Origin of the sequence: Anaerobacillus arseniciselenatis, assembly GCF_001865995.1 — a bacterium.
Lineage (GTDB): Bacteria > Bacillota > Bacilli > Bacillales > Anaerobacillaceae > Anaerobacillus > Anaerobacillus arseniciselenatis.
Map to the genome: position 1 here is coordinate 32933 of NZ_MLQQ01000013.1, position 20693 is coordinate 53625.

Genomic DNA, 20693 nt, shown 5'->3' on the forward strand with positions numbered 1-20693 from the left:
TATGACACTAAGTGCTGACAATATTTCATAAACGATTTCATCTGTAGTAATGATTGGTATCATAATGTTTAAGTTTTGACACTTTTTTTGAGTAGATAATTATAAATCTATTTTATAAATTCTTTAATTTAGTATAATTGGAGAAAAGTGGTTAATGAGGAGAGGGATATATGAGCAATTTTTCTGTAAATATTAGTGAGTTTAATAATTTGAAAAATTCATTGTTGCTTCAGAAAGAGTGGACTTGCTTGGAGTTTGATAAAACTTTTAGAAATAAAACTTTGTTAGATGGAAAAAGGTATAACTATCATCTTTTATTTGTTGATAAAAAAGGGTACTTAATTAGAGAATCTGACAATGAATTAAAAACCTTTTTATTAAAAAATGATCAAAGGGACTGTTATTATTTTACTTATAATGAACTGAGAATTAATAGAAAGGTCTTATCAAACGATTGGGAGTATTGTTTTGATGTTTCAAACAGAGAAATTGGGAAAATTAATAAATATATAAGTGATTTTTGTTCATATGAGGATCTGTTTTTGGAAAGCTTAGAGCATACGAAAAAGAGATTAATTGAGATGCCTGATTTAAAAAGTATGATTATTGTTTTCTTTGAACGATATATGAAAAATTTATTTAAAGCAATCGATTTTGTTGATTATCTTGAAGAAGATCTATTAGCAACTATGTTTCTTAGGAAAATGAATTTAAATAAAAATTATGGTTTTTATTTTGGAAGTAATCATAAAGAGGAAATATTTTGTGATTATAATAAATTATTGGATCTATTGTTTCACAAGGGGATAATAGATAAATCATTTATAGATGATAAAGAGAAAGGTTATCTTCTTATAATTAGCATTTTAAAAGACATTGCTATTGAGTTATTGAGTAAGGAATTTGAAGAATCTTATGGAGGCTATTTTCCTTCGCTTAAAGAAATGAGTTTTGATGAATGTATCGCATCTTATTACCAGATTGATTTCCTGGAACATGAATCTGATCAAAGTATTAGCTATTTTACTTACTTCTTATATACTCATAAACCTTTATTGGTACCTACTTCCGATAAAAGTATCTTTGGGCTTTTTGTTGCGATAAAAGATAAAGTAAAACTGTATGGAGAGAATATAGAACGTAATGCTTTTGAGTTGAGTTTGAGAGTGAATAATAAGAAGAAAAATGGTGTAAGTGATAAGTTTGAGCATGTTACTATGGATGATGTTGATTTTATGAGTGGAACGGAATTTGAAGAGTTTATTTACGACTTATTTAAAAAGATGGGGTACTCAGTTAATCTGACACCATCTTCTGGCGATCAAGGGATTGATATTGTCGCTGTAAAAAATGGACTTCGTATAGGCATACAAACCAAGTGTTATTCAAATAGTGTTTCCAATAAGGCTATTCAAGAAGTGGTTGCAGGAGTAAAACATTACCAATTATCTAAAGCTATTGTTATTACAAACAATTTCTTTACTAAATCTGCAATTGCGTTAGCTCAATCTAATGATGTGGTCCTCTGGGATCGTTCTATGTTGGAAGTAAAGATCAATGATTTTTATAAATGATTACAGGACTTTAAACCTTGTGCCACCCGCACAAGGTTTTTGTTTGATTGTCAAAGCAACCCATAATTGATACATAATATTATTTAGTGTTATTGAATATACTTTTCTCATTACCGTTTAAGTGTACTCAAACGGTAATGCTCCCTCCTACGATTGGGTCTGTTCCACACACAAGTCCAACTGTGAGAGCTTTAATTTATGTAATGTATGCCCGGACGTATTTAATGGCAACTAAAACTACACTAATTATCACAATTATATCTTTGCATTACATGAGTATTTACATAATGAAAGCGAAAACGAATTGCTAAAAAGAATTTCAAAAGAAAAAGACATTTCAGTTATTCGAACAGTCGATATTATACTATTTAATCAAACAGTAAAATAGACTAAAGTATCCTTTTTGTGAAAGTTATAATTAAAAAAAATCCTCAACAATATGGAACTAGGTTGAAGAAGGTCAACTAATAAAAATGTCATTTGCTGCGCAGTACAACGAGAATGGGATTAATTCTTTATAGAGGAGAAAAATTTGAAGTAACTGAAAGGATATGAATTGATGAAGAACAGTAAAGAATATTGCCCACATTGTAATGCTGATTTACAAGGAGAACCTATACCGAAAGAACATCAAGATTCTTATAATGCTACACACTTTACTCGAAAAATTGGAATTTCAGATATTGAGAGAGACCGAATTGTGAAGTGGAAATGTCCTGATTGTAAAGGGGAATGGGCTATAAAGTAGGGAATATACATTAGATAACTACTGAGCGGTAGACGCTTACTACTCAATTAATAACTCCTTTTTGTACCCTCTAGTTGTAACAATTTGATTGTCTTACAGGATTTCGTCAGCTGTTGGTCGTCTAGAGTAAAAAATAATGTGGTAAGAGGAGTTATGCTTGAACCATTTTAGGGGCATACGCTACAATCGATGCACGGAATATCGCCGAGGAGAAATGACAGAGCTGCGTTTGGTGGAAAGAGTGCCTGTAATGTGTGTTAACTTACCTTAAAAGTAATCCGATAAGTATCATGTTATAGAGAATTTGATCAGTTCTCATGCGTTAAAGCTGTGAAAATCATTACGTTGAAACGGAGTAAATTAGAAGTAAATCTAAGAGAAGTAGATGAAATATTAGAAACAGTTGCTCTTTGGTAGGATAATATGTCTAGAAATTAGACCTTCATACAAATATTGTGGCATAAAAGACTATTTTACATAATACCATGTATAAGGTTTCTTTATTTTTAGAGGGGGAATATCATGAGTAATAAATCTGATATCAAAAAAAAGGTTGAAATGTATCAATTTTTTAATCATAAAGACTCAAAACAAAGTTGGAAAATACTAAGGTATTTAAATGAGAATGAAACAAATATTCTAGATATATACGATTACATAGAAAGCTTAAAAATGAAGGATACAACTAAATATTCTAATTTAAATACATTAGGTGTAATAACACAAGAACAAATGGATGTTTTAGAGAAGCATGGGATAGCAATTTTTCAAAAAGAAGATGATGGTAGAGGAATGGGAAGATTTCGAGTTAAAAGAGATGACACTTTAGCTTTTGAAGTAGTGGGTAAATTTTATCTGGTAGATCCAAGAATATAAGATTATTGTATTATTGTTATAAAGTTGAGCTAAGTAAGTTATGAAGAGACAAATTAAGTTTGCGCAAGGTAAGTATGTGATCTTATTTTAAAAAAGTAATCAACCTTCTAATCTTGTTAAGGTTGATTACTCTTTTAAGATTTTTCTTATGAAAACTTGTTCCAAGATTGTTACATTGCATAAACAAGCCTATTTTTAATGAACATAAGTTTTGAACTATGCAGTAAGTATACAATTTTAATGCCTATCCCGATTACTCTAATATGAGCATTTCACCTACAGTGAAACAATCTGCAAATACATTATAGATCCACCAACAACATTCATATTTTTAACTTGACCTATAAATACTCTTCTCTCAGCAAATACGAATAATTCTCAAATTACAACACCTTCTAAATTTACCAATAAATAAACTAATATTTAAATTTAGATAATATACTGTTTAGCTATCTTTTTATTTATTGATAAAGTTTCCCTATATTCTTGAGCTTCTGCTAACATCGTAAATTCAATAATGGCGTTATGGTTTTCTTTGGCAACTCTTTTTATTTCTTCTAGACTAACGTTAAAAAACTCTTTTCTCTCATTAATTTTATTAACTCTTCTATGACTAAATGTTCGATGTAGTGATGCTTCTAATTGTGGTGCGTCCTCTGAAAAAATCATAGCGTGCACATCATATCGAAATGGAACGGATGCCCCACTAAGTTCTTTTACCCTATCTATAGGCTCTAACCGTCTTGTCATTCCAATTTTATATATATTCTCACCAAAAGAGCCAATATTTGAAATGACATATACATAGCCAGCCTTTGTATTTTTTACACGATAATCAACATCTGCAATTTGGTGTTCTATTTCGTCTAATCTACCCTTCAGTTCATTAACTTTTTCTTCACTAAATTGTGATGCGTGTATCATAGCATTCTCTAAATGCTGCTTTTCTTTTTCTAATACCTTTAACTCTTCCTGTAATTGTCGCTCGGCTTCTTGTTCCTCTCTCATTAATTCTCTTATCCGTCGTTGTTCCTCTTTCTCCTCTTGCTTCTTCTGAGAATATTCGTAAGCTAAAAATAACTCTTCTAGTTTTAAATTAAGGTAATCTTCAGCTAATTCGAAGGAGTTATACATGTTTAAACTATTAATTTCATAAAAAGCTGTACGTATCCGTTTCTCACAAACATCTACATTATAAAACTTTACTTTGTTAATTACAGCATCACATTCATTATTAAATGTGCGTATAGCAAATTTAATACATTTATTAAATTGATTGGTGCTTTTTGTTTGCTTATGGTTCGCACCAATGTGACTAACTACTGCCATCTTATTTTTAACTAATTCTTTCTGCTTATCTCTTACTAGCTGTAGGTATCCCTTGTATTCTATTGAACTTTCTAAGTCAAATCTTGTCTCATAAAAACCAAACGACTGATACAATAATTCATCTTCTAGGCTTATAACTTGTTGTTTCATTAAAGTAATCTTTTGGTTGATTAATTGCATTTCTTGTTGTGCTCCCTTTAATTCTCTTTCTTTTTCCTCAACATCTTTCTCACGAAGTAACAAAGCTTCATCCTTTGCCTTAGTTAGAGCATCTAATTTTTTCAAATGTGCTAACTCAAGGTTGCCAAGTTCATTCCGTTTTTCTTGTATTTTTATAACAACGTCTTGTTCCCTAAGCTTTAAATCTTTTTCCTTTTCTTCAAGTTGCAACTTCTTCTCTTTTGTCAAATCCTCCAAATTTTGAATATGCACTTGCTCTAGTAAAGCCAACTCCTCATGTTTTTCATTAACTATCGCTTTCATTTTATTTTGGTGATTTACTAACTCTAGTTCAATTGATCGTTTATTAGATAAAAACCTTAATCGGTGTGCCAGTTCTATTAGACAGAGTTCCTTTTTCTTTTTTAAAATCTTTTGATTTAAAGCCTTTTCTTCATTAATCAACGTTATTTCTAATTCACTTATCTTTTGTAGTTTCTCTTTTACTAAAGCTGTAACCTTGATAGTGTGTATAAGTTCTTTCAAAGCTAACTCCCTTTGCTTTGCCGTTAATCTATCTTCCCAACTCTTTTCCTTCTTATTAATCGCTACTTCCCTTGTTTTTAAATCAATTTCTCTGTCTCTAGTCAATAATTTAAGCTTTTCTAAGTGTCTCGATTCCAGTTCCTTGATATGTCTTTCTTTTTCAGCTTTACTTTCTATTAATAGTTTTTCTTTAGTACATAAATCGTCTTCCTTCATTTGTAATTCTCTTTCTTTGCTTTTTGTATTTGCAACAAGGTTATTATAAAAAATTACATTATTTTTCGACTGTTGTTTTAATAGAATAATGCCAATAATTAGCGGAACTACTAAAAACCATAATGTAAATAAAAATGAAATAAACCAAGTCGATAAATACCAGTTACCCCTCTCCATTGAATACACACCCCAATTAAGCTTTTTCATAAATTTTACCATAATAAACTTTATTTAGGGTCTCTATTTGAAAATCATTTTTGTTGAATGGCCACCGATGCAAAATCGAACTGTAGCAATAGGGGCACTCGTTGCAATTTTGTCCCCTGCAATTATGTTTATTGGAATGTTAATAACGTCCGTTGGGAGGGTTTTAGGGGTTATTAGTAAAGCCATTAAAATATTTAAGCTATTTAATTTAACATTGCTTGCAAACCCTATAACGTGGATAATTGCGGGGACGTTTTTTCTTATGAGATAAACGTCCCATATTGTGGTAGATAATAATGTGACATAGTAGACTCTTACTGCGTAACAAACTATATTTTTTAAAAATTCGACCTATGAATTTATTTATACTATGCATTTGGAATAGGAGAATAGCATTTAATTAAAAAAAGTAAAATAGTTAAATAATGTGTATATTATTCTGTGTGTTGATAAATACGACTTAAATATTTGTCTTAGTATATAAATTAGTCGAATTTATTGTTATTATTAAGGTATTACTAATGAGATTAATGAAAAGGGTTGGCTTAATTTATGAAAAATAATGTAAAAAAAGTTAATGTTCAAGTTGCTTTTTTTGTTTTTTTATCATTTTTTATCATAGGTTGTTATAGTGAGAGAGACGATGTAATACCATTACTTGCAACTAGTAGTTCGATACCGATGGAAAGTTCAGAATTGAAATTTGGTGTATATAATGAACTTACTCCCCTACAAAACTTTTTACTCTTTAACGAAATGACACTAAATATTGAAGAGACTTTAAATCTAAAGACTCAATTAATGTTAAGAAAAAGCTACTCGGAATTTTATTTATTGTTAGAAGAAAATGAGTTAGATTTTGCTTATGTTTATCTAGACGATTCTAATATAGAGAAATTTAGTAATGACTATTCAATATACTTTTCCCCTAAACTAATAAGTCCACTAAAAACAATAATTGTTTCAAATGATCTTGAGGCAAGTGATATAAGTATCCTAAAAAATAGCCTTTTCAGTTATACAGAGCCAAATTCGATAAGCAGTAAAATGGTTGATAATTATTTGATTGAAATAGGAGAAAATAGAGAAACTTTTTTTGAAAATTACTATTATTCATTCTTTGTTGACGAATCTTTATTAGCATTACAATCAAAGATAGTAAAGGCTATTAGTATAGATTCGCTAAACTATGAAATTTTAATGAATTTAAATAGTCAACGAATTGTACCAATTATTACAGAAATGACAATTATCGAAGAATTTGATGTAGCTCCAATACCTGTGATTTTAATCAATAATAATTTAAAAGAGGATTATAAAGAGAAGCTTATTTATTATTTTCGTAATTTTCCTAATGATAAAATCCAATTAGAAATTGCTGAAAAACTACAAATAGTATCGTTTAATGAAAAATAAAAAAGAGAGGTAGAAAAAGATGAATAAAATTAACCTCTTAAAAGTTAAAAAGTTCCTAATCGAATCTTTAAGTTTGAGTAGTAAACTATTTGGTATTTATTTAGTAGTAGTCTTAGTTTTATCTTTGTGGATTAGTAGTTACACTGAATCTCTTTTAAAAGCTCACCTTCATCAACAATTAGAAGAACAAGGTAAATCAATTGCTCGAAATATTGCAGATGTCAGTGTTAATCACTTATTAACAGAAAATATACACAGTCTGAATAGAATGCTAAAAGAACATATCAACTCAAATAAAAACATTGAATATATATTAATATTTGATTGGGCTGGGAATTTATTTACTCACACTCTACCTTCCTCTCCATCTGATGATTTATTAAATATTTCTAATAGTGACGAGATGCAAGTGGTAAAAACTGACGCTGGGTATATTTGGGATTTTTCAGCTCCGATTACAGATTATCAGGTAGGAGTTGTCAGAGTAGGAATTTCTGAAAGTAAACAACTTGCTATTGTGAAAGCTATTCTATCAAATATTTTTATTAGTTTAATGGTGTTTTTTGTAATATCGGCTATTATAGTATCAACTTTGCATAAAATATTAACTAAGCCAATTACCGAATTAGTTAAGGGAACACAAATGTTGTCAAAAGGTAAATTCGATTATCGCGTACCTAATTCAGAAAGAAAAGATGAAATGGGGAAACTGATCACCTCTTTTAATCAAATGATCGAAGATCTTCAAAACTATAAAAAAAAGACAGGTGAACTAGATAATAAACGGAGATTCCTTCTTGAAAAAGTTATAAATATACAAGAAGAAGAGCGTAAGTTAATATCTATGGAGCTTCATGACGAAATAGGTCAGTCGTTAACAGGAGTGAAATTGAATCTAAAGTCACTTGAACATTTAGTGGTGGATCAAAATACTAAAGATAAGATTATTGACCTCCATACCCAAGTGTCACAATCACTTACCTCTATACACGACATCATAGTTGAAATTGGGCCAAGGTTTTTAGAAGGAAAAGATTTAGTAAAAGTCTTTGAAAGGTATGTATACGAATACGAACAAAGATATTCTATTAATGTATTATTAGAAGTTGATAATCCTTTAGACATCAATTTGGTAAATAAAGCTAAAGCGTCTATTTTCAGAATTATGCAAGAGGCTCTTACGAATATTGCAAAATATGCACAAGCTACTGAGATAAACATTTCTCTTCAAAAAACCCACAGTCACTTAATTTTGATTATAGAGGATAATGGAGTAGGTTTTAATGTACAAAAAGAATTTGAGCAAATGAGCTCAAATAAAAATATGGGGTTATTTAGTATGCAAGAGAGAACATCGTTATTAGACGGTAATTTATTAATAGAATCTGAGCAAGGTATTGGGACAACGATTTTTGTGCGCATACCACTTAGGGGGATAGTAGAAGATGATACGTATTCTATTAGCTGATGACCATACTTTGGTTCGATCAGGATTAAAAATTTTATTAAATCAAGTTGAACATTTTGATATTGTAGGGGAAGCCGGAAATGGTGAAGAAGCGATAGAATTAATAAAAAAACAGATACCAGACTTAGTTTTATTAGACATTAATATGCCAAAGATGGATGGTTTTGATACGGTAACACACATAAAAAAAATAAATTCAAATATCAAAATTCTTATGTTAACAATGTATAGTGATCAAGAATCTTTAGTAAAGGCTATAGAGTTAGGGGCAAATGGATACATTTTAAAAAAAGCGCCAGAGGAAGAATTAATAATGGGGATTAAGCAAGTAATAAATGAAGGCTCGTATGTTGATCGTAGCTTAACACAAACGTTTGTACATGCAATGGTAAAAAAGCAGAATACAACTAATGAAATTAAAAAAGAAAGGAAAGCTCTTACAACACGGGAAAAAGAGGTATTAAAGTTAGTTGCTCAAGGTGCAACGGATAAAGAAATTGCGGACGAACTTGTAATTAGTATCAAGACTGTAGAAGCTCACAAACATAAAATAAAAGAAAAACTACAAGTGAAGAGATTAGCAGAATTAATTCGTTATAGTCTAGAGTCTGGACTATTAGACGAATAAATGGGGGCTTGCTTATGGAAGAAAAGAAAATAACAAGAAAGAAATTTGTTATCACATCTTTATTAGGTACACTAGGTCTAGTTGCAGGTGAGTTAATTCGTCAAAGCCATAGTATTGATAATATCGAAAATGAAGTGGACACAGAAAATAAAAAATATGGTATGGTGATAGATTTAGATCGCTGCATTGGCTGTAACGCTTGTACTATTGCCTGTAAACAAGAAAATAACACCCCACCTAACATACATTATAATGTGGTTATTGAGAAGGAAGAAGGAGAATTCCCAAATGTTTACAATAGTTTTTTACCAAGAGTTTGCATGCAATGTGATAAACCACCGTGTGTAAAGGTTTGTCCAGTAGGCGCTACTAAGAAACAAAAGAACGGAATTGTTTCAATAGACTATGAAACATGCATTGGATGTAGGTATTGTATGACTGCTTGTCCGTATGGAGCCCGAAGTTTTGATTTCGGTGAAAATTATTATGATCAACCAAATACTTTTGAAGCATCACCTTATCAAGAGTATGATAAAATTTATCAGCGTGGAAAAGGCAAGGCTCCTCAAAATAGCGTTCGAAAATGTCATTTCTGTTCCCATAGAGTTGACAAAGGAGAATTACCAGCTTGTGTTACAGCTTGCTTAGGAAAAGCTCGCTTTTTTGGGGATTTAAATGATCCTAACAGTGAGGTTAGTATAAAAGCCAAGGGCAGTTGGACTCTGAAGTCAAATTTAGGAACAAAGCCGAGGACTTTTTATTTAGGGGAAAAGAGGGATGATTAGTGATACAATCCAATAAGCTTTGGTGGGGTGTTTTCTCCCTATTAGCAATTGCTACTTTTTTTTTCATGTATTTCCGTATAAATCAGGGACTAACGTTTACTAATCTAAATAATATAGTAGGATGGGGATTATGGGTTACCTTTTATGTTTATTTTCTTGGTATTAGTGTAGGCCTGTTTTTATTTTATGGAGTTTGTAACATCTTTAATATTGCTAAGTTTAGAAACCTAGCTCTAATTGCACTTTACTCTTCTTTTATTACATTAATAGTAGGATTATTTTTTATTTTTATAGATATCGGTCATCTAGGGAGATTTTGGACTGTTTTTATAAATAGGAATGTTAGCTCTGTACTTTCATGGGAACTTCACCTTTACGTTATTTATATGGTTACAGTTGCATTACTGTTAGTTTTTGAAAATCTTGGTATAGAAAAAAAATATTCTAACACTGAAAGTATAATTAGTACTTGGTGTAATGAAAACAAAGAAAAGGTAATAAAGTATTTAACCTATCTCGGCATTCCTTTAGCGATTGCTGTACATGGTGGAACTGGAGCTTTATTTGCAGTAATTAAAGCAAGAGTTTTTTGGAATTCAGCAATTTTTCCGGTAATTTTTCTAATATCAGCTTTATTATCTGGAATTGCAGCAATAATATTTTTATTAGGTTGTTTTCATAACGTAAACCTAAAAACTCAATATATCAAGAAATTAAGTAATATTTTTATAATTGTTATTGTCCTCGATGTATTTGTTGTTATGACTCAATTATTTGTTCACTATTATTCGGATATTAACGAGAGTATTGCTGTTATCCATTTATTATTTTATGGAGAATATGCGAAATCTTTTTGGATCGGACAAATTGGCATTGGTATAATATTAACTTTGATATTATTTGCAATCTATAGGATGAATACGAAGGGACGTTTCTGGATACTTTGGTTAAGTTCGATTTCTTGCTTAATAGGAATTTGGTTTATTCGCATGAACTTTATCACTCCTACATTAAGTGTTCCTTTAATTGAAGGATTATCTGAAAACATCTACGGTATAGAAAGTACAAATTATGTTCCAAGTTTAATGGAATGGATCTATAGTCTATTTATTATCATATCAGGCTTCATCGTCTATTTATTTGGCGTTAGCCATATACCTATATTAAAAAATATCATTCATCAAAAGACCAAGAAGGGTGATTTCGATGAAGAAACCGCTTGATTTTTTAAAATGTACGAGAAGAGGATTTATTGCTGGCACTGCAACTATTGGAGTGTCATTGCTTAACGGTAAATCTATGAAGTCGGTCGCTCATGACCTATTAAATTTTGAGGAAATTAAAATCCCTACTTGTTGTCATATGTGTGGTGGGGGAACAGGAGTTATTGCTACAGTACGTGATGGCGTAGTTGCTAAGCTTGAACCAAATAAATATAATCCTATTGGAGTTTGTAATACTTCATTGAATTTTACAGAAAACCAAAAAGATGGTGCTGCAATGTGCCCTAAAGGACTTTCTGGAATAATGGCATTGTATGATCCAGATAGAGTAAAAAAACCACTACTGAGAACAAATCCAGAAAAAGGAATAAATGTTGATCCGAAGTGGCGTGAAATAACATGGGACGAGGCTTTTGATATTATTGTTAGAGAATTGAAGAAATTAATAAATGAAGATCGCCCAGAAGCTTTAATCACTTTTTCGGAAAATTCACTGGCTACTTCAATTCAAAGGGATTTTGGTAATTTATTTGGCACGCCAAATATAAGTTTTCATACAAATATATGTAGCGCTACAAGAAAAGCTGCCACAATGGCGGTGTTTGGAGTTGATGAACCGTTAGGAGATTATCAAAATAGTAAGTACATGTTAATATTTGGGTGGAATCCTTTATCCGCGGTTAAGTGGTCTCACCTCCCTCAAATTTTGTTAAACGGTAAAAGCAATGGTTCTAAGTTAGTAATTATTGATCCTAGATATAGTGAAACAGCGGCTAAGGCTGATCTTTGGTATCCTATCATTCCAGGTACCGATGGAGCATTAGCGTTAGCTATGTCCCATGTAATTATTGAGGAAAATTTATATAACCAAGAATTTATAGAAAATTGGACATTTGGTTTTGATGAATATAAAAAATACCTTAAGGATAAAACGCCAGAATGGGCTGAAAAAATATGTGGGGTTTCAGCAAAAGATATTAAAAGTCTAGCTATTGAGTTTGCAACGAATCAACCTTCAATTGCGGATGCTTGGATAGGTCCTGGCCAACAATCAAATGGTTTTAATTCAATACGTGCTGTTTTATTATTAAATGTTTTAGTAGGAAGCGTTGATGAACCAGGCGGAATGATGATGACAGAAGAATTTAAGTTAGGAGAGTCACCTATCAGGATTTCACCTCCAAAGAAAAAACGTTTCGATGGAAAAGAAAAATTTCCATTTGGTCATAATTCAGGAGTTTATGTTGAAACATTCCGGCAACTTTTTGAAGAAAATGGGCCATACAAATTAGATGTTGCCTTTATCACAATGAGTAATCTAGTCCTTTCTATGCCGAATACTTCTCAAGTTGTGGAAGGGTTAAAAAAGTTAAAATTTATAGTTGTTAACGACAATTATCTGAATGAAACTTCTAATCTCGCTGATATAGTTATACCAGGGACAACTTATTTAGAACGTTTTGGTTTAGTTACTAGAGGAATTAATTGGGAGTATGTTGCATTAAGGCAACCAGTAATTAAACCATTATTTAATCAATACTCAGAAGCTGAGTTTTTTATTGAACTTGCAAAGCGACTCGAGTTAAAAGATCAAAGTGGTCAGGTTGCTTTTTCAAATATAAGGTATGAGGACTATTTAGATATTCGCCTGCAACGTAGTAAAGCAAATATTACATTAGACGAACTGAAAGAGGCTCCGGGCGGAGTGTGGACATCGCCCGAATCAACAGAGTACCGTCGTTACGAAAAGACAGTAATAAAAACTGAGACGAAAAAATTTCAATTTTCACTTTCAAATTCATCCAAAAATATTAGCTTGAATTATATATTACCAGAATACCAACAAAGGAGATGGCTACCTGATAAAAAATATCCTTACTATCTTATTTCATGGAAGCATATAACACATACACATTCACGTACACAAAATAATCCTTATTTATCAGAATTAAAAGATCAAAATTATCTTTATATTAATCCAATGACAGCAAATTCATTAGGATTCAAGGATGGGGAACTTGTAGGAGTCATTTCCCCATTTGGGGAAACTAAAGCGCAATTACGTTTTAGTCCCGGTATGCATCCAGAAGTATTAGGTACTGAATGGGGATTTGGACATTGGGCTTTTGGAGATTATGCAAGAGAAAAAGGCTTTGCGGTTAATCAACTAAATAAGTTTTTAGTTGATGAAGTAACTGGACAAGCGTTGCATAAAGAAATATGTGTGAACATAAGAAAAATATGATTCTATAAACTTAGGGTAAACCCTGATACATTGTATCAGGGTTTTTCTTACTTTTTAAGATATAAGTTTAAAGGTTACCCCAATATCTCATTGGGCAACTTTCAAATAAAATTAAAGAGAAGGATTTCTTCATTTTTTATTCTAACGGAGGTGAAAGCAATGGGAAGTAATAAAGAACCCAATCAAGGTAGAAAGGAGTTTATAAAAAAAGGTTTACTTGCCGGTGGTGGATTATTAGTCGCTAGTGAATTGATTAAATGGAAACCTATGATTGAAGCTGTAAAAGCAACTCAGCATACAGAAGTATTGCCATTGGTTGAAACGGTATCTACTGAAGATGTAGTTATAAGAATGCAAAAAGAACTACATGAAGCTTTGAAAAAACCAGTTGAAGAAATTCATTGGATTATGGTAATTGACCAAAAAAAGTGTGTTGCCTGTGATGCATGTACGGTTGGATGTAGTGCAGAAAATGGACTTCCACCCGGAGTGGTATATCGACCAGTAATTAAAGAAGAAATAGGTACCTATCCAAATGTAAGTAGGAGGTTTACTCCTCGCCCATGTATGCATTGTGAAAACCCACCATGTACACAGGTTTGCCCAATTGGGGCTACCTATAAGCGACCGGATGGAATTGTATCGATTGATTATGATAAGTGCTTAGGTTGTAGGTATTGCTTATCTGCTTGTCCATATGGAGCCAGAAGTTTTGATTGGGGAGAATACCACACTGAAAATACACCAGAAGTTATGCCGTATGAACTTGAACCTACATTTGAATACGGTGATGAAAAAGTTCGGAAAGGAAATAAATCACCAATAGGTAATGCTCGAAAATGTCATTTTTGTATTCACCGACTACAAAATGGAATGTTGCCAACATGTGTAACGACTTGTATTGGAAGAGCTACCTATTTTGGTGATTTAAATAATCCTAATGGCTTAGTAGCGAGTTTAATTGGAAGCCCGAGAGTAAAAAGGCTTAAAGAAAAATTAGGAACAAAACCAAGTGTTTATTATTTAACTTAAATGGAGGTGAAAGGTTTGAAACGACTTTACTTTTTCATAATTGGTGCCTTTTCATTAGTGGGCCTTTGGGCAATTTATTATAGGTTAACTGAAGGTTTAAAGATGACAGCATTGACTAGTAACGTTAGTTGGGGATTATGGGTTGTATTCTATATCTTTTTTATAGGGTTATCAGCAGGTTCTTTTCTTCTATCTACGATGGTTTACGTATTTAATATGAAACAATATGAAAAAATTGGGAAAGTTGCATTATTGTCTGCATTTTTTTCACTTGTTGCTGGTTTAATGTTTATTTTTATAGATTTAGGTCACCCAGAAAGGTTTTGGCACGCTTTAGTCTATAGGCAGCCTACATCGATCTTATCCTGGGAAATTCATTTTTACTTAATTTACATGTTAATCATTGTAGCTGAACTGTGGTTTTTATTAAGGGAAGATATTTCTCGATTAGTTATAAAGGCTAAAGGATTTAAAAAATTTGTTTTTAAATTAGTTTCTATAGGCTATAGTATCCCGGATAATTCAGAAAAATTAGAACGTGATCGTAAACAAACACACAAATGGATGAAAATTCTTGGTATTATAGGTATCCCTACAGCAATCGGGGTTCACGCAGGAACGGGATCATTGTTTGGTGTTATTGTTGCAAAACATATGTGGAATTCGGGACTTACACCAATTTTATTTTTAGTATCAGCACTTGTTTCAGGAGCTGCATTAATGTTACTTTTATATGCTTTGTTAGTACCTAAAGAAAAACAAGACAATACAATGTTAAAAAGTCTTGGTGGGTTATTAATACTATTTATTGCAGTTGATTTATTAATAGTTGCTGCTAAATATTTAGTCGGACTTTACAATTATGTTCCAGATGAAAGGCAAGTCCTGCTAAATATGATGTTTGGAGAACGTTGGTATATATTCTGGGTAGGTCAAATAATGCTAGGGGCTATAATTCCTATTTTACTCCTAAGTATTAAAAAAGGTAGCTCAACATTAAAAGCTTTAGCAGGACTGTCTACAATACTTGGTATCTTTTGTGTTAGATGGAACCTAGTCGTACCAGCCTACTTAGAGTCACCGATGCCAGGCCTGGAAACCGCTTTTGTTCACGATCGCTTATTATTTGAATATACACCAAATCTATTTGAGTGGATAACGAGTTTAGGTTTAATTTCGATAGTAATTTTGTTATTCAGCCTAGCGTTAAACTCGTTACCAATTATGGAAACTAAGGAGGGGAAAGAAGACAATGGAGAAACAGCCGATGGAGTGCAAGCTATCTAGACGTTCTTTTTTAAAAACTAGTGCGTTTGTAGGCGGGACAGCGTTTATGGCAGGGACACTACCCAATGCAAGAAAAAGCTACGCTGGTACATTAACTGGTGACAATAACTATCCATATACAGACGCAAATACCGTTTTGTACACTACATGTTTACAATGTACTACTGCTTGTAGTATAAAAACAAAAATTCATAATGGAGTTTTAATGAAGGTGGATGGAAATCCATACAGTAATATGACTTTAAAGGACAACATCCCATATGAATTAAAACCTGATATGGTAACGAATATTGATGGGAAATTATGCGCTAAAGGTCAAGCTGGGATTCAGCATGTTTATGATCCTTATCGAATTCGAAAAGTATTAAAGAGAAATGGTCCACGAGGTTCAAATGAATGGAAAACGATTCCTTTTGATCAAGCAATAGAAGAAATTGTGAACGGCGGTAAAATTTTTTCTGACATTGGTGAGGACAGAAGTGTTGAGGGCTTAAAGGATATTTATACACTAACTGATTCAGAAGTTTCAAAAAGAATGGCAGAAGATATAGCCAAACTACGAAAGAAAGAAATTACTGTAAAAGATTTTCAAAGAAGTCATAAGGACCACTTAGATGTCCTTATTGATCCCGAACACCCAGATAAGGGTCCAAAAAATAATCAATTCTTATATCAGGTAGGTAGGATTCATAGGGGAAGAAAAGACTTTACAGATAGGTTCGTTCTTGATGCATTTGGAAGCGTGAACTGGATAGAAAAAACAACTTTATGTAGTCAAACTAACAACAGGATTTGGAATAGAACAACTCGTACATTCGATAATGGTAGTTGGGTTGGTGGGGTTAATTCGCCAAGACCAGACCATGCTAATACAGAATTTTACCTTGTCTTTGGTTCAGTAGTTTTCGAAGCAAATTACGGTCCTGTACAGCAATCAGAGCCAATTACTGAAGGTTTAGAAACAGGTCGAATTAAAATGGCAGTTGTTGATCCGAGGATGACTAAAGTTGCTTCTAAAGCTTGGAAATGGGTTCCAGTAAAGCCAGGTGGAGATGCTGGGATTGGTTTCGGAATGATTCGATGGATAATGGAAAATGAACGATACGATAGCAATTATTTGAAAAGTGCTACAAAAGCAGCTGCAGAAAAAGCTGGTGAACCGGGTCATAGCAATGCAACATATCTTGTAAAAATTGTTGATGATCATCCAGGAAAACATCTTAGAGCTGATGAAATTGGTATAGGAAACGAAAACCAGTTTGTAGTAATGGTGAATGGTGAACCTGTAGCTGTTGACCCGAATGATGAAAATACGGTAATCGAAGGGGATTTATTTGTTGATAGAACACTAGATTCTGGTATTCAAGTTAAAACTCCACTACAGTTGATAAGAGATGAAGCATTTTCAAAAACTATGACTGAATGGGCTGATATCGCTGGTACAGATGAAGGTAGCATCGTTGAATTAGCTAAAGAATTAACTTCTTACGGCAAAAAAGCATGTGTGGAATATAACAGAGGTGTTTATAAGCATACAAATGGATGGTATGCTGCTCAAGCTTTAGTCGTTTTAAACTTATTAATTGGAAATTTTGATTGGAAAGGGGGGACATCAAGACCGGGTGGTGGATGGAACTTTGTAGGTAATAGGCCAGGGCAAAAATATGATGTAAATCAATTACACACAAATAAATTATCTCGTTTCGGAATTACTATAACAAAAGAAGGATGGAATTATGAAGAATCTACACTATTTAATGGGTATCCAGCAAAACGGCCGTGGTATCCTTTTAGTAACAATGTAGCACAGGAAACTTGGGGTGCAGTAAGCGATGAATACCCATATCCTATAAAGGTAGCGTTAGTTAGTTCTCATACACCAATGTATTCAATTCCAGGTGGTCAGGCTCAACTAAAGACATTATTAGATTTTAAAAAGGTTCCATTATTAATCGCATGTGACATAGTTATTGGAGACTCAAGCCAGTATGCTGATTATATATTCCCAGATGTTACTTATTTAGAAAGATGGGCAACTCCACAGCAGTCACATCATACGCGAGTTCGAGTAAGTCATATTCGTCAACCTGTTATAGCACCATTAACAGATACAGTCGAAGTATTTGGGGAAGAAATGCCGCTTTCATTGGAAGCATTAATGCTTGGGATTGCTGAAAAAATGAATTTACCTGGTTTTGGAAAAGATGCTTTTGCACCTGGTGTAGATTTACTTCGTCCTGAAGATTTTTATTTTAAATTGATTGCAAATATTGCCTATGGAAATGGTCCGGGAGATGAAGTAGAAGATGCCGATGATGCAGAACTAGAATTATTCAGAAAGTCTCACGAACATTTACCGAAACATACTTTTGACGAGGAGCGTTGGAAAAAGGCATTAAGTCCTGATGAGTGGCGCAAATTTGTTTATGTCATTAATCGTGGTGGAAGATTTGCTTCCTTTGAAGATGCTTATGATGGAGACTTTATTAAAAATAGCTTAGGAGGGTTTTCTAGGCTTTATATTGAAGAAGTGGCAAATACTCGTCATTCAATGACAGGTAAATATTTTCAAGGATATCCAATCTACGAGCCAATCATTGATTCAATGGGTAAAGAGGTAATTGATAAAGAACCATTTATACTTATCACATACAAAGAAAGTTGGGGAACTCAATCAAGAACTGCAAGTAATTATTGGGGACAACTAGGTTTACAGCCTGAAAATTATGTTGTAATGAATAAAAGTGATGCCGATAAACTTAAGTTATCCAACGGAGATAAAGTAAAAGTAACGTCTACGAGTAACCCGGATGGTGTTCACTTATTAGATAACGAGAGATCTCGTCCAATAATAGGTAAAGTTCAAGTTATTCAAGGAATTCGTCCTGGCGTAGTTGGAATATCTACACATTTTGGACACTGGGGATATGGTGCGAATGATGTAACAGTAGATGGAAATATAATTAAAGGAGATCCGTTAAGAGGAACAGGGATACATCCAAATCCATTATTCAGACTTGATGATCATCTCAACGGAACTCCAATGAGTGAACCCATCGGTGGGAGCGTCTCTTTCTACGACTCTCGTATTAATTTAATTAAAGTATAAATTTTTGAAAAGGGTGTCCTAAAAGTGTATACCACTCGTTAACTATTTAATATAGGCAAAAAGGAGTTATAGCATGTCTATATTAAGTTGTGAAACGGTGTCAGACACTTGTTTTGGACACCCTTATTATAAAAGGAGGCAATTATGTTTAGTAATATAGGAATCCCAGGATTGTTACTTATTTTTGTGATTGCTTTAATAATATTCGGTCCAAAAAAACTACCTGAATTAGGCAAAGCATTAGGGCAAACTTTAAAAGAGTTTAAATCATCAACAAAAGAATTGACTAAGGATGTAGTTGAGGAGTTTGAAATGGAGAAAAATGAGGAGAAGTCCCAAACAAAAAGAGAGGTTTAAGGTTCAAACTGAGTTAAGGTTGTCCTAGGCAACCGTTCAATGGATATTTAATGAGTGTTTTTTACGGACAGCTATTTAATCAATTTTATTACTTTATTTAAGAGCTTTAAATTTTTTCAACTAACCATTTAAAACATCCTTTATTCAAAAAAATTTAAGGTGGTTCGGTACATGTATTCTGAAAGAAAACCGATCATGATACAAGAAGCTATAAATTTAGTTTTAGATTACAGAAAATATGGAGATTTAGAATATGTTCCAATAGAAGAGAGCGATAACCGCTATTTAAAGTATCCGGTTAAAGCGGATCATGATATCCCGCCATTTGATCGTTCTCCACTAGATGGTTTTGCGATTAAGGCTGAGGATACAACATATGCAACACATTCAAATCCGGTCGAACTTGAAGTGATTGAAACAGTTGGAGCTGGATCACTAGCACAACAAGTACCAATTAAAGGTCAAGCTATACGGATAATGACGGGTGCGAAAATACCTAAAGGCACTGATGTAATAGTTATGTTTGAACTAACAAGGGAAATAGTTAGAGAAGGAAAACTTTTCATAGTAATTAAGCGACCATTTAAGCCGGGCGATAATATATCATTTCAAGCAGAGGAAACCAAGATAGGAGATATTCTCGTTGAAGCAGGGAGAAAGGTAGATCCAGGTGTGAAGGCACTGCTTGCTACTTTTGGATACAGTAAAGTTCCTGTAGTAAAGCAGCCGATTGTTGGAGTTTATGCCACAGGAACTGAATTACTTGATGTGAATGAAGTGTTATTACCGGGAAAAATTCGAAATAGTAATTCATACATGATTAATTCTCAAATAACAAAAGCGGGTGCAATACCAAAGTATTATGGTAAACTAGTCGATGATTTTGATCATTGTTTTAATGCAATTTCATCTGCTCTAACTGAGGTTGATATTTTAATTACTACTGGTGGTGTTTCAGTTGGTGATTACGACTTTCTCCCATTAATTTACGAAAAGCTTGGTGCAAATGTTTTATTTAACAAAATTGGTATGAGACCGGGGAGTATTACAACTGTAGCCGAGTATAAAGGTAAAATTTTATATGGTTTATCCGGTAACCCATCAGCTTGTTATGTAGCCTTTGAATTGTTAGTCCGCCCTTGGATACAATCTTATTTAAGTTCGAACAGCCCGCACTTACAAATGGTTACAGGGATCTTAAAGCAAGATTTTCCTAAGCCAAACCCTTTCGTAAGATTTATTAGAAGTAAAATGACGATTGAATCTGGAATGATATATGCCGAACCAGTTGGGTTAGATAAGTCAGGTGTAGTAACATCATTGGCAAATTCAAATGCACTAATCGTTTTACCTGGTGGTTCTAGAGGTTATAAACAAGGTGATAAAGTAGATATCCTTTTATTAAATGGTGAAGGAAGTAACACAATGCTAAAGAAATCCAAGAATAATTTAGAATAATATGTAAATGTAAGCTAGTACAGCGGGTGC

16 protein-coding genes are annotated in these 20693 nt (G+C 32.8%); 15 read left to right on the plus strand and 1 reads right to left on the minus strand.

Annotated elements, in window-relative coordinates; all coding sequences use genetic code 11:
* Positions 1-170: 170 nt before the first annotated feature.
* The 3 genes from BKP35_RS19835 to BKP35_RS08525 all read left to right on the plus strand — a co-directional run bounded on the left by BKP35_RS19835 (position 171) and on the right by BKP35_RS08525 (position 3198).
* Entirely contained in the window at positions 171-1574 is a 1404-nt protein-coding gene (locus BKP35_RS19835) for a restriction endonuclease (protein ID WP_211274612.1), read from the plus strand.
* 559 nt (positions 1575-2133) lie between these two features.
* Positions 2134-2322, plus strand: a complete 189-nt coding sequence (locus tag BKP35_RS08520) for a hypothetical protein (protein ID WP_071312923.1) — start codon at positions 2134-2136, stop codon at positions 2320-2322.
* 522 nt (positions 2323-2844) lie between these two features.
* A complete protein-coding gene (locus BKP35_RS08525; protein ID WP_071312924.1) occupies positions 2845-3198 on the plus strand; it encodes a hypothetical protein in 354 nt (117 codons plus the stop codon).
* 429 nt (positions 3199-3627) lie between these two features.
* Here BKP35_RS08525 and BKP35_RS18875 read toward each other — a convergent pair whose 3' ends face one another.
* Entirely contained in the window at positions 3628-5625 is a 1998-nt protein-coding gene (locus BKP35_RS18875) for an SNIPE associated domain-containing protein (protein ID WP_169819175.1), read from the minus strand.
* A 67-nt stretch (positions 5626-5692) separates the two neighbouring features.
* Here BKP35_RS18875 and BKP35_RS08535 point away from each other — a divergent pair, with 67 nt between their 5' ends.
* The 12 genes from BKP35_RS08535 (at position 5693) to BKP35_RS08590 (ending at position 20663) form a co-directional block, all read left to right on the plus strand.
* Positions 5693-5926, plus strand: a complete 234-nt coding sequence (locus tag BKP35_RS08535) for a hypothetical protein (RefSeq protein WP_071312925.1) — start codon at positions 5693-5695, stop codon at positions 5924-5926.
* 281 nt (positions 5927-6207) lie between these two features.
* Positions 6208-7071, plus strand: a complete 864-nt coding sequence (locus BKP35_RS08540) for a PhnD/SsuA/transferrin family substrate-binding protein (RefSeq protein WP_071312926.1) — start codon at positions 6208-6210, stop codon at positions 7069-7071.
* A gap of 19 nt (positions 7072-7090) precedes the next feature.
* A complete protein-coding gene (locus tag BKP35_RS08545; protein ID WP_071312927.1) occupies positions 7091-8539 on the plus strand; it encodes an ATP-binding protein in 1449 nt (482 codons plus the stop codon).
* A complete protein-coding gene (locus BKP35_RS08550; RefSeq protein WP_071312928.1) occupies positions 8517-9167 on the plus strand; it encodes a response regulator in 651 nt (216 codons plus the stop codon). Before BKP35_RS08545 ends, BKP35_RS08550 begins: the two co-directional genes overlap by 23 nt.
* A 14-nt stretch (positions 9168-9181) precedes the next feature.
* Positions 9182-9952, plus strand: coding sequence for a sulfate reduction electron transfer complex DsrMKJOP subunit DsrO (gene dsrO / locus BKP35_RS08555; protein WP_139192826.1), 771 nt, complete (start codon positions 9182-9184; stop codon positions 9950-9952).
* On the plus strand, positions 9952-11175 hold the full coding sequence (gene nrfD / locus BKP35_RS08560) for an NrfD/PsrC family molybdoenzyme membrane anchor subunit (protein WP_071312929.1): 1224 nt from the start codon (positions 9952-9954) through the stop codon (positions 11173-11175). Before dsrO ends, nrfD (BKP35_RS08560) begins: the two co-directional genes overlap by 1 nt.
* On the plus strand, positions 11159-13420 hold the full coding sequence (locus BKP35_RS08565; RefSeq protein ID WP_071312930.1) for a molybdopterin-containing oxidoreductase family protein: 2262 nt from the start codon (positions 11159-11161) through the stop codon (positions 13418-13420). The genes nrfD (BKP35_RS08560) and BKP35_RS08565 overlap by 17 nt, the downstream gene beginning before the upstream one ends.
* 159 nt (positions 13421-13579) lie before the next feature.
* A complete protein-coding gene (locus BKP35_RS08570) occupies positions 13580-14452 on the plus strand; it encodes a 4Fe-4S dicluster domain-containing protein (RefSeq protein WP_071312931.1) in 873 nt (290 codons plus the stop codon).
* A gap of 15 nt (positions 14453-14467) precedes the next feature.
* Positions 14468-15739 (plus strand): NrfD/PsrC family molybdoenzyme membrane anchor subunit, encoded by a 1272-nt coding sequence (gene nrfD, locus BKP35_RS08575; protein ID WP_169819176.1) that lies wholly within the window; start codon positions 14468-14470, stop codon positions 15737-15739.
* Entirely contained in the window at positions 15705-18848 is a 3144-nt protein-coding gene (locus tag BKP35_RS08580; RefSeq protein WP_071312933.1) for a molybdopterin dinucleotide binding domain-containing protein, read from the plus strand. Before nrfD (BKP35_RS08575) ends, BKP35_RS08580 begins: the two co-directional genes overlap by 35 nt.
* 144 nt (positions 18849-18992) lie before the next feature.
* Positions 18993-19205, plus strand: a complete 213-nt coding sequence (locus tag BKP35_RS08585) for a twin-arginine translocase TatA/TatE family subunit (RefSeq protein ID WP_071312934.1) — start codon at positions 18993-18995, stop codon at positions 19203-19205.
* 171 nt (positions 19206-19376) lie between these two features.
* The gene (locus BKP35_RS08590) at positions 19377-20663 is read left to right on the plus strand and encodes a molybdopterin molybdotransferase MoeA (protein ID WP_071312935.1); all 1287 of its coding nucleotides are present in this window, start codon (positions 19377-19379) and stop codon (positions 20661-20663) included.
* Positions 20664-20693: the final 30 nt, after the last annotated feature.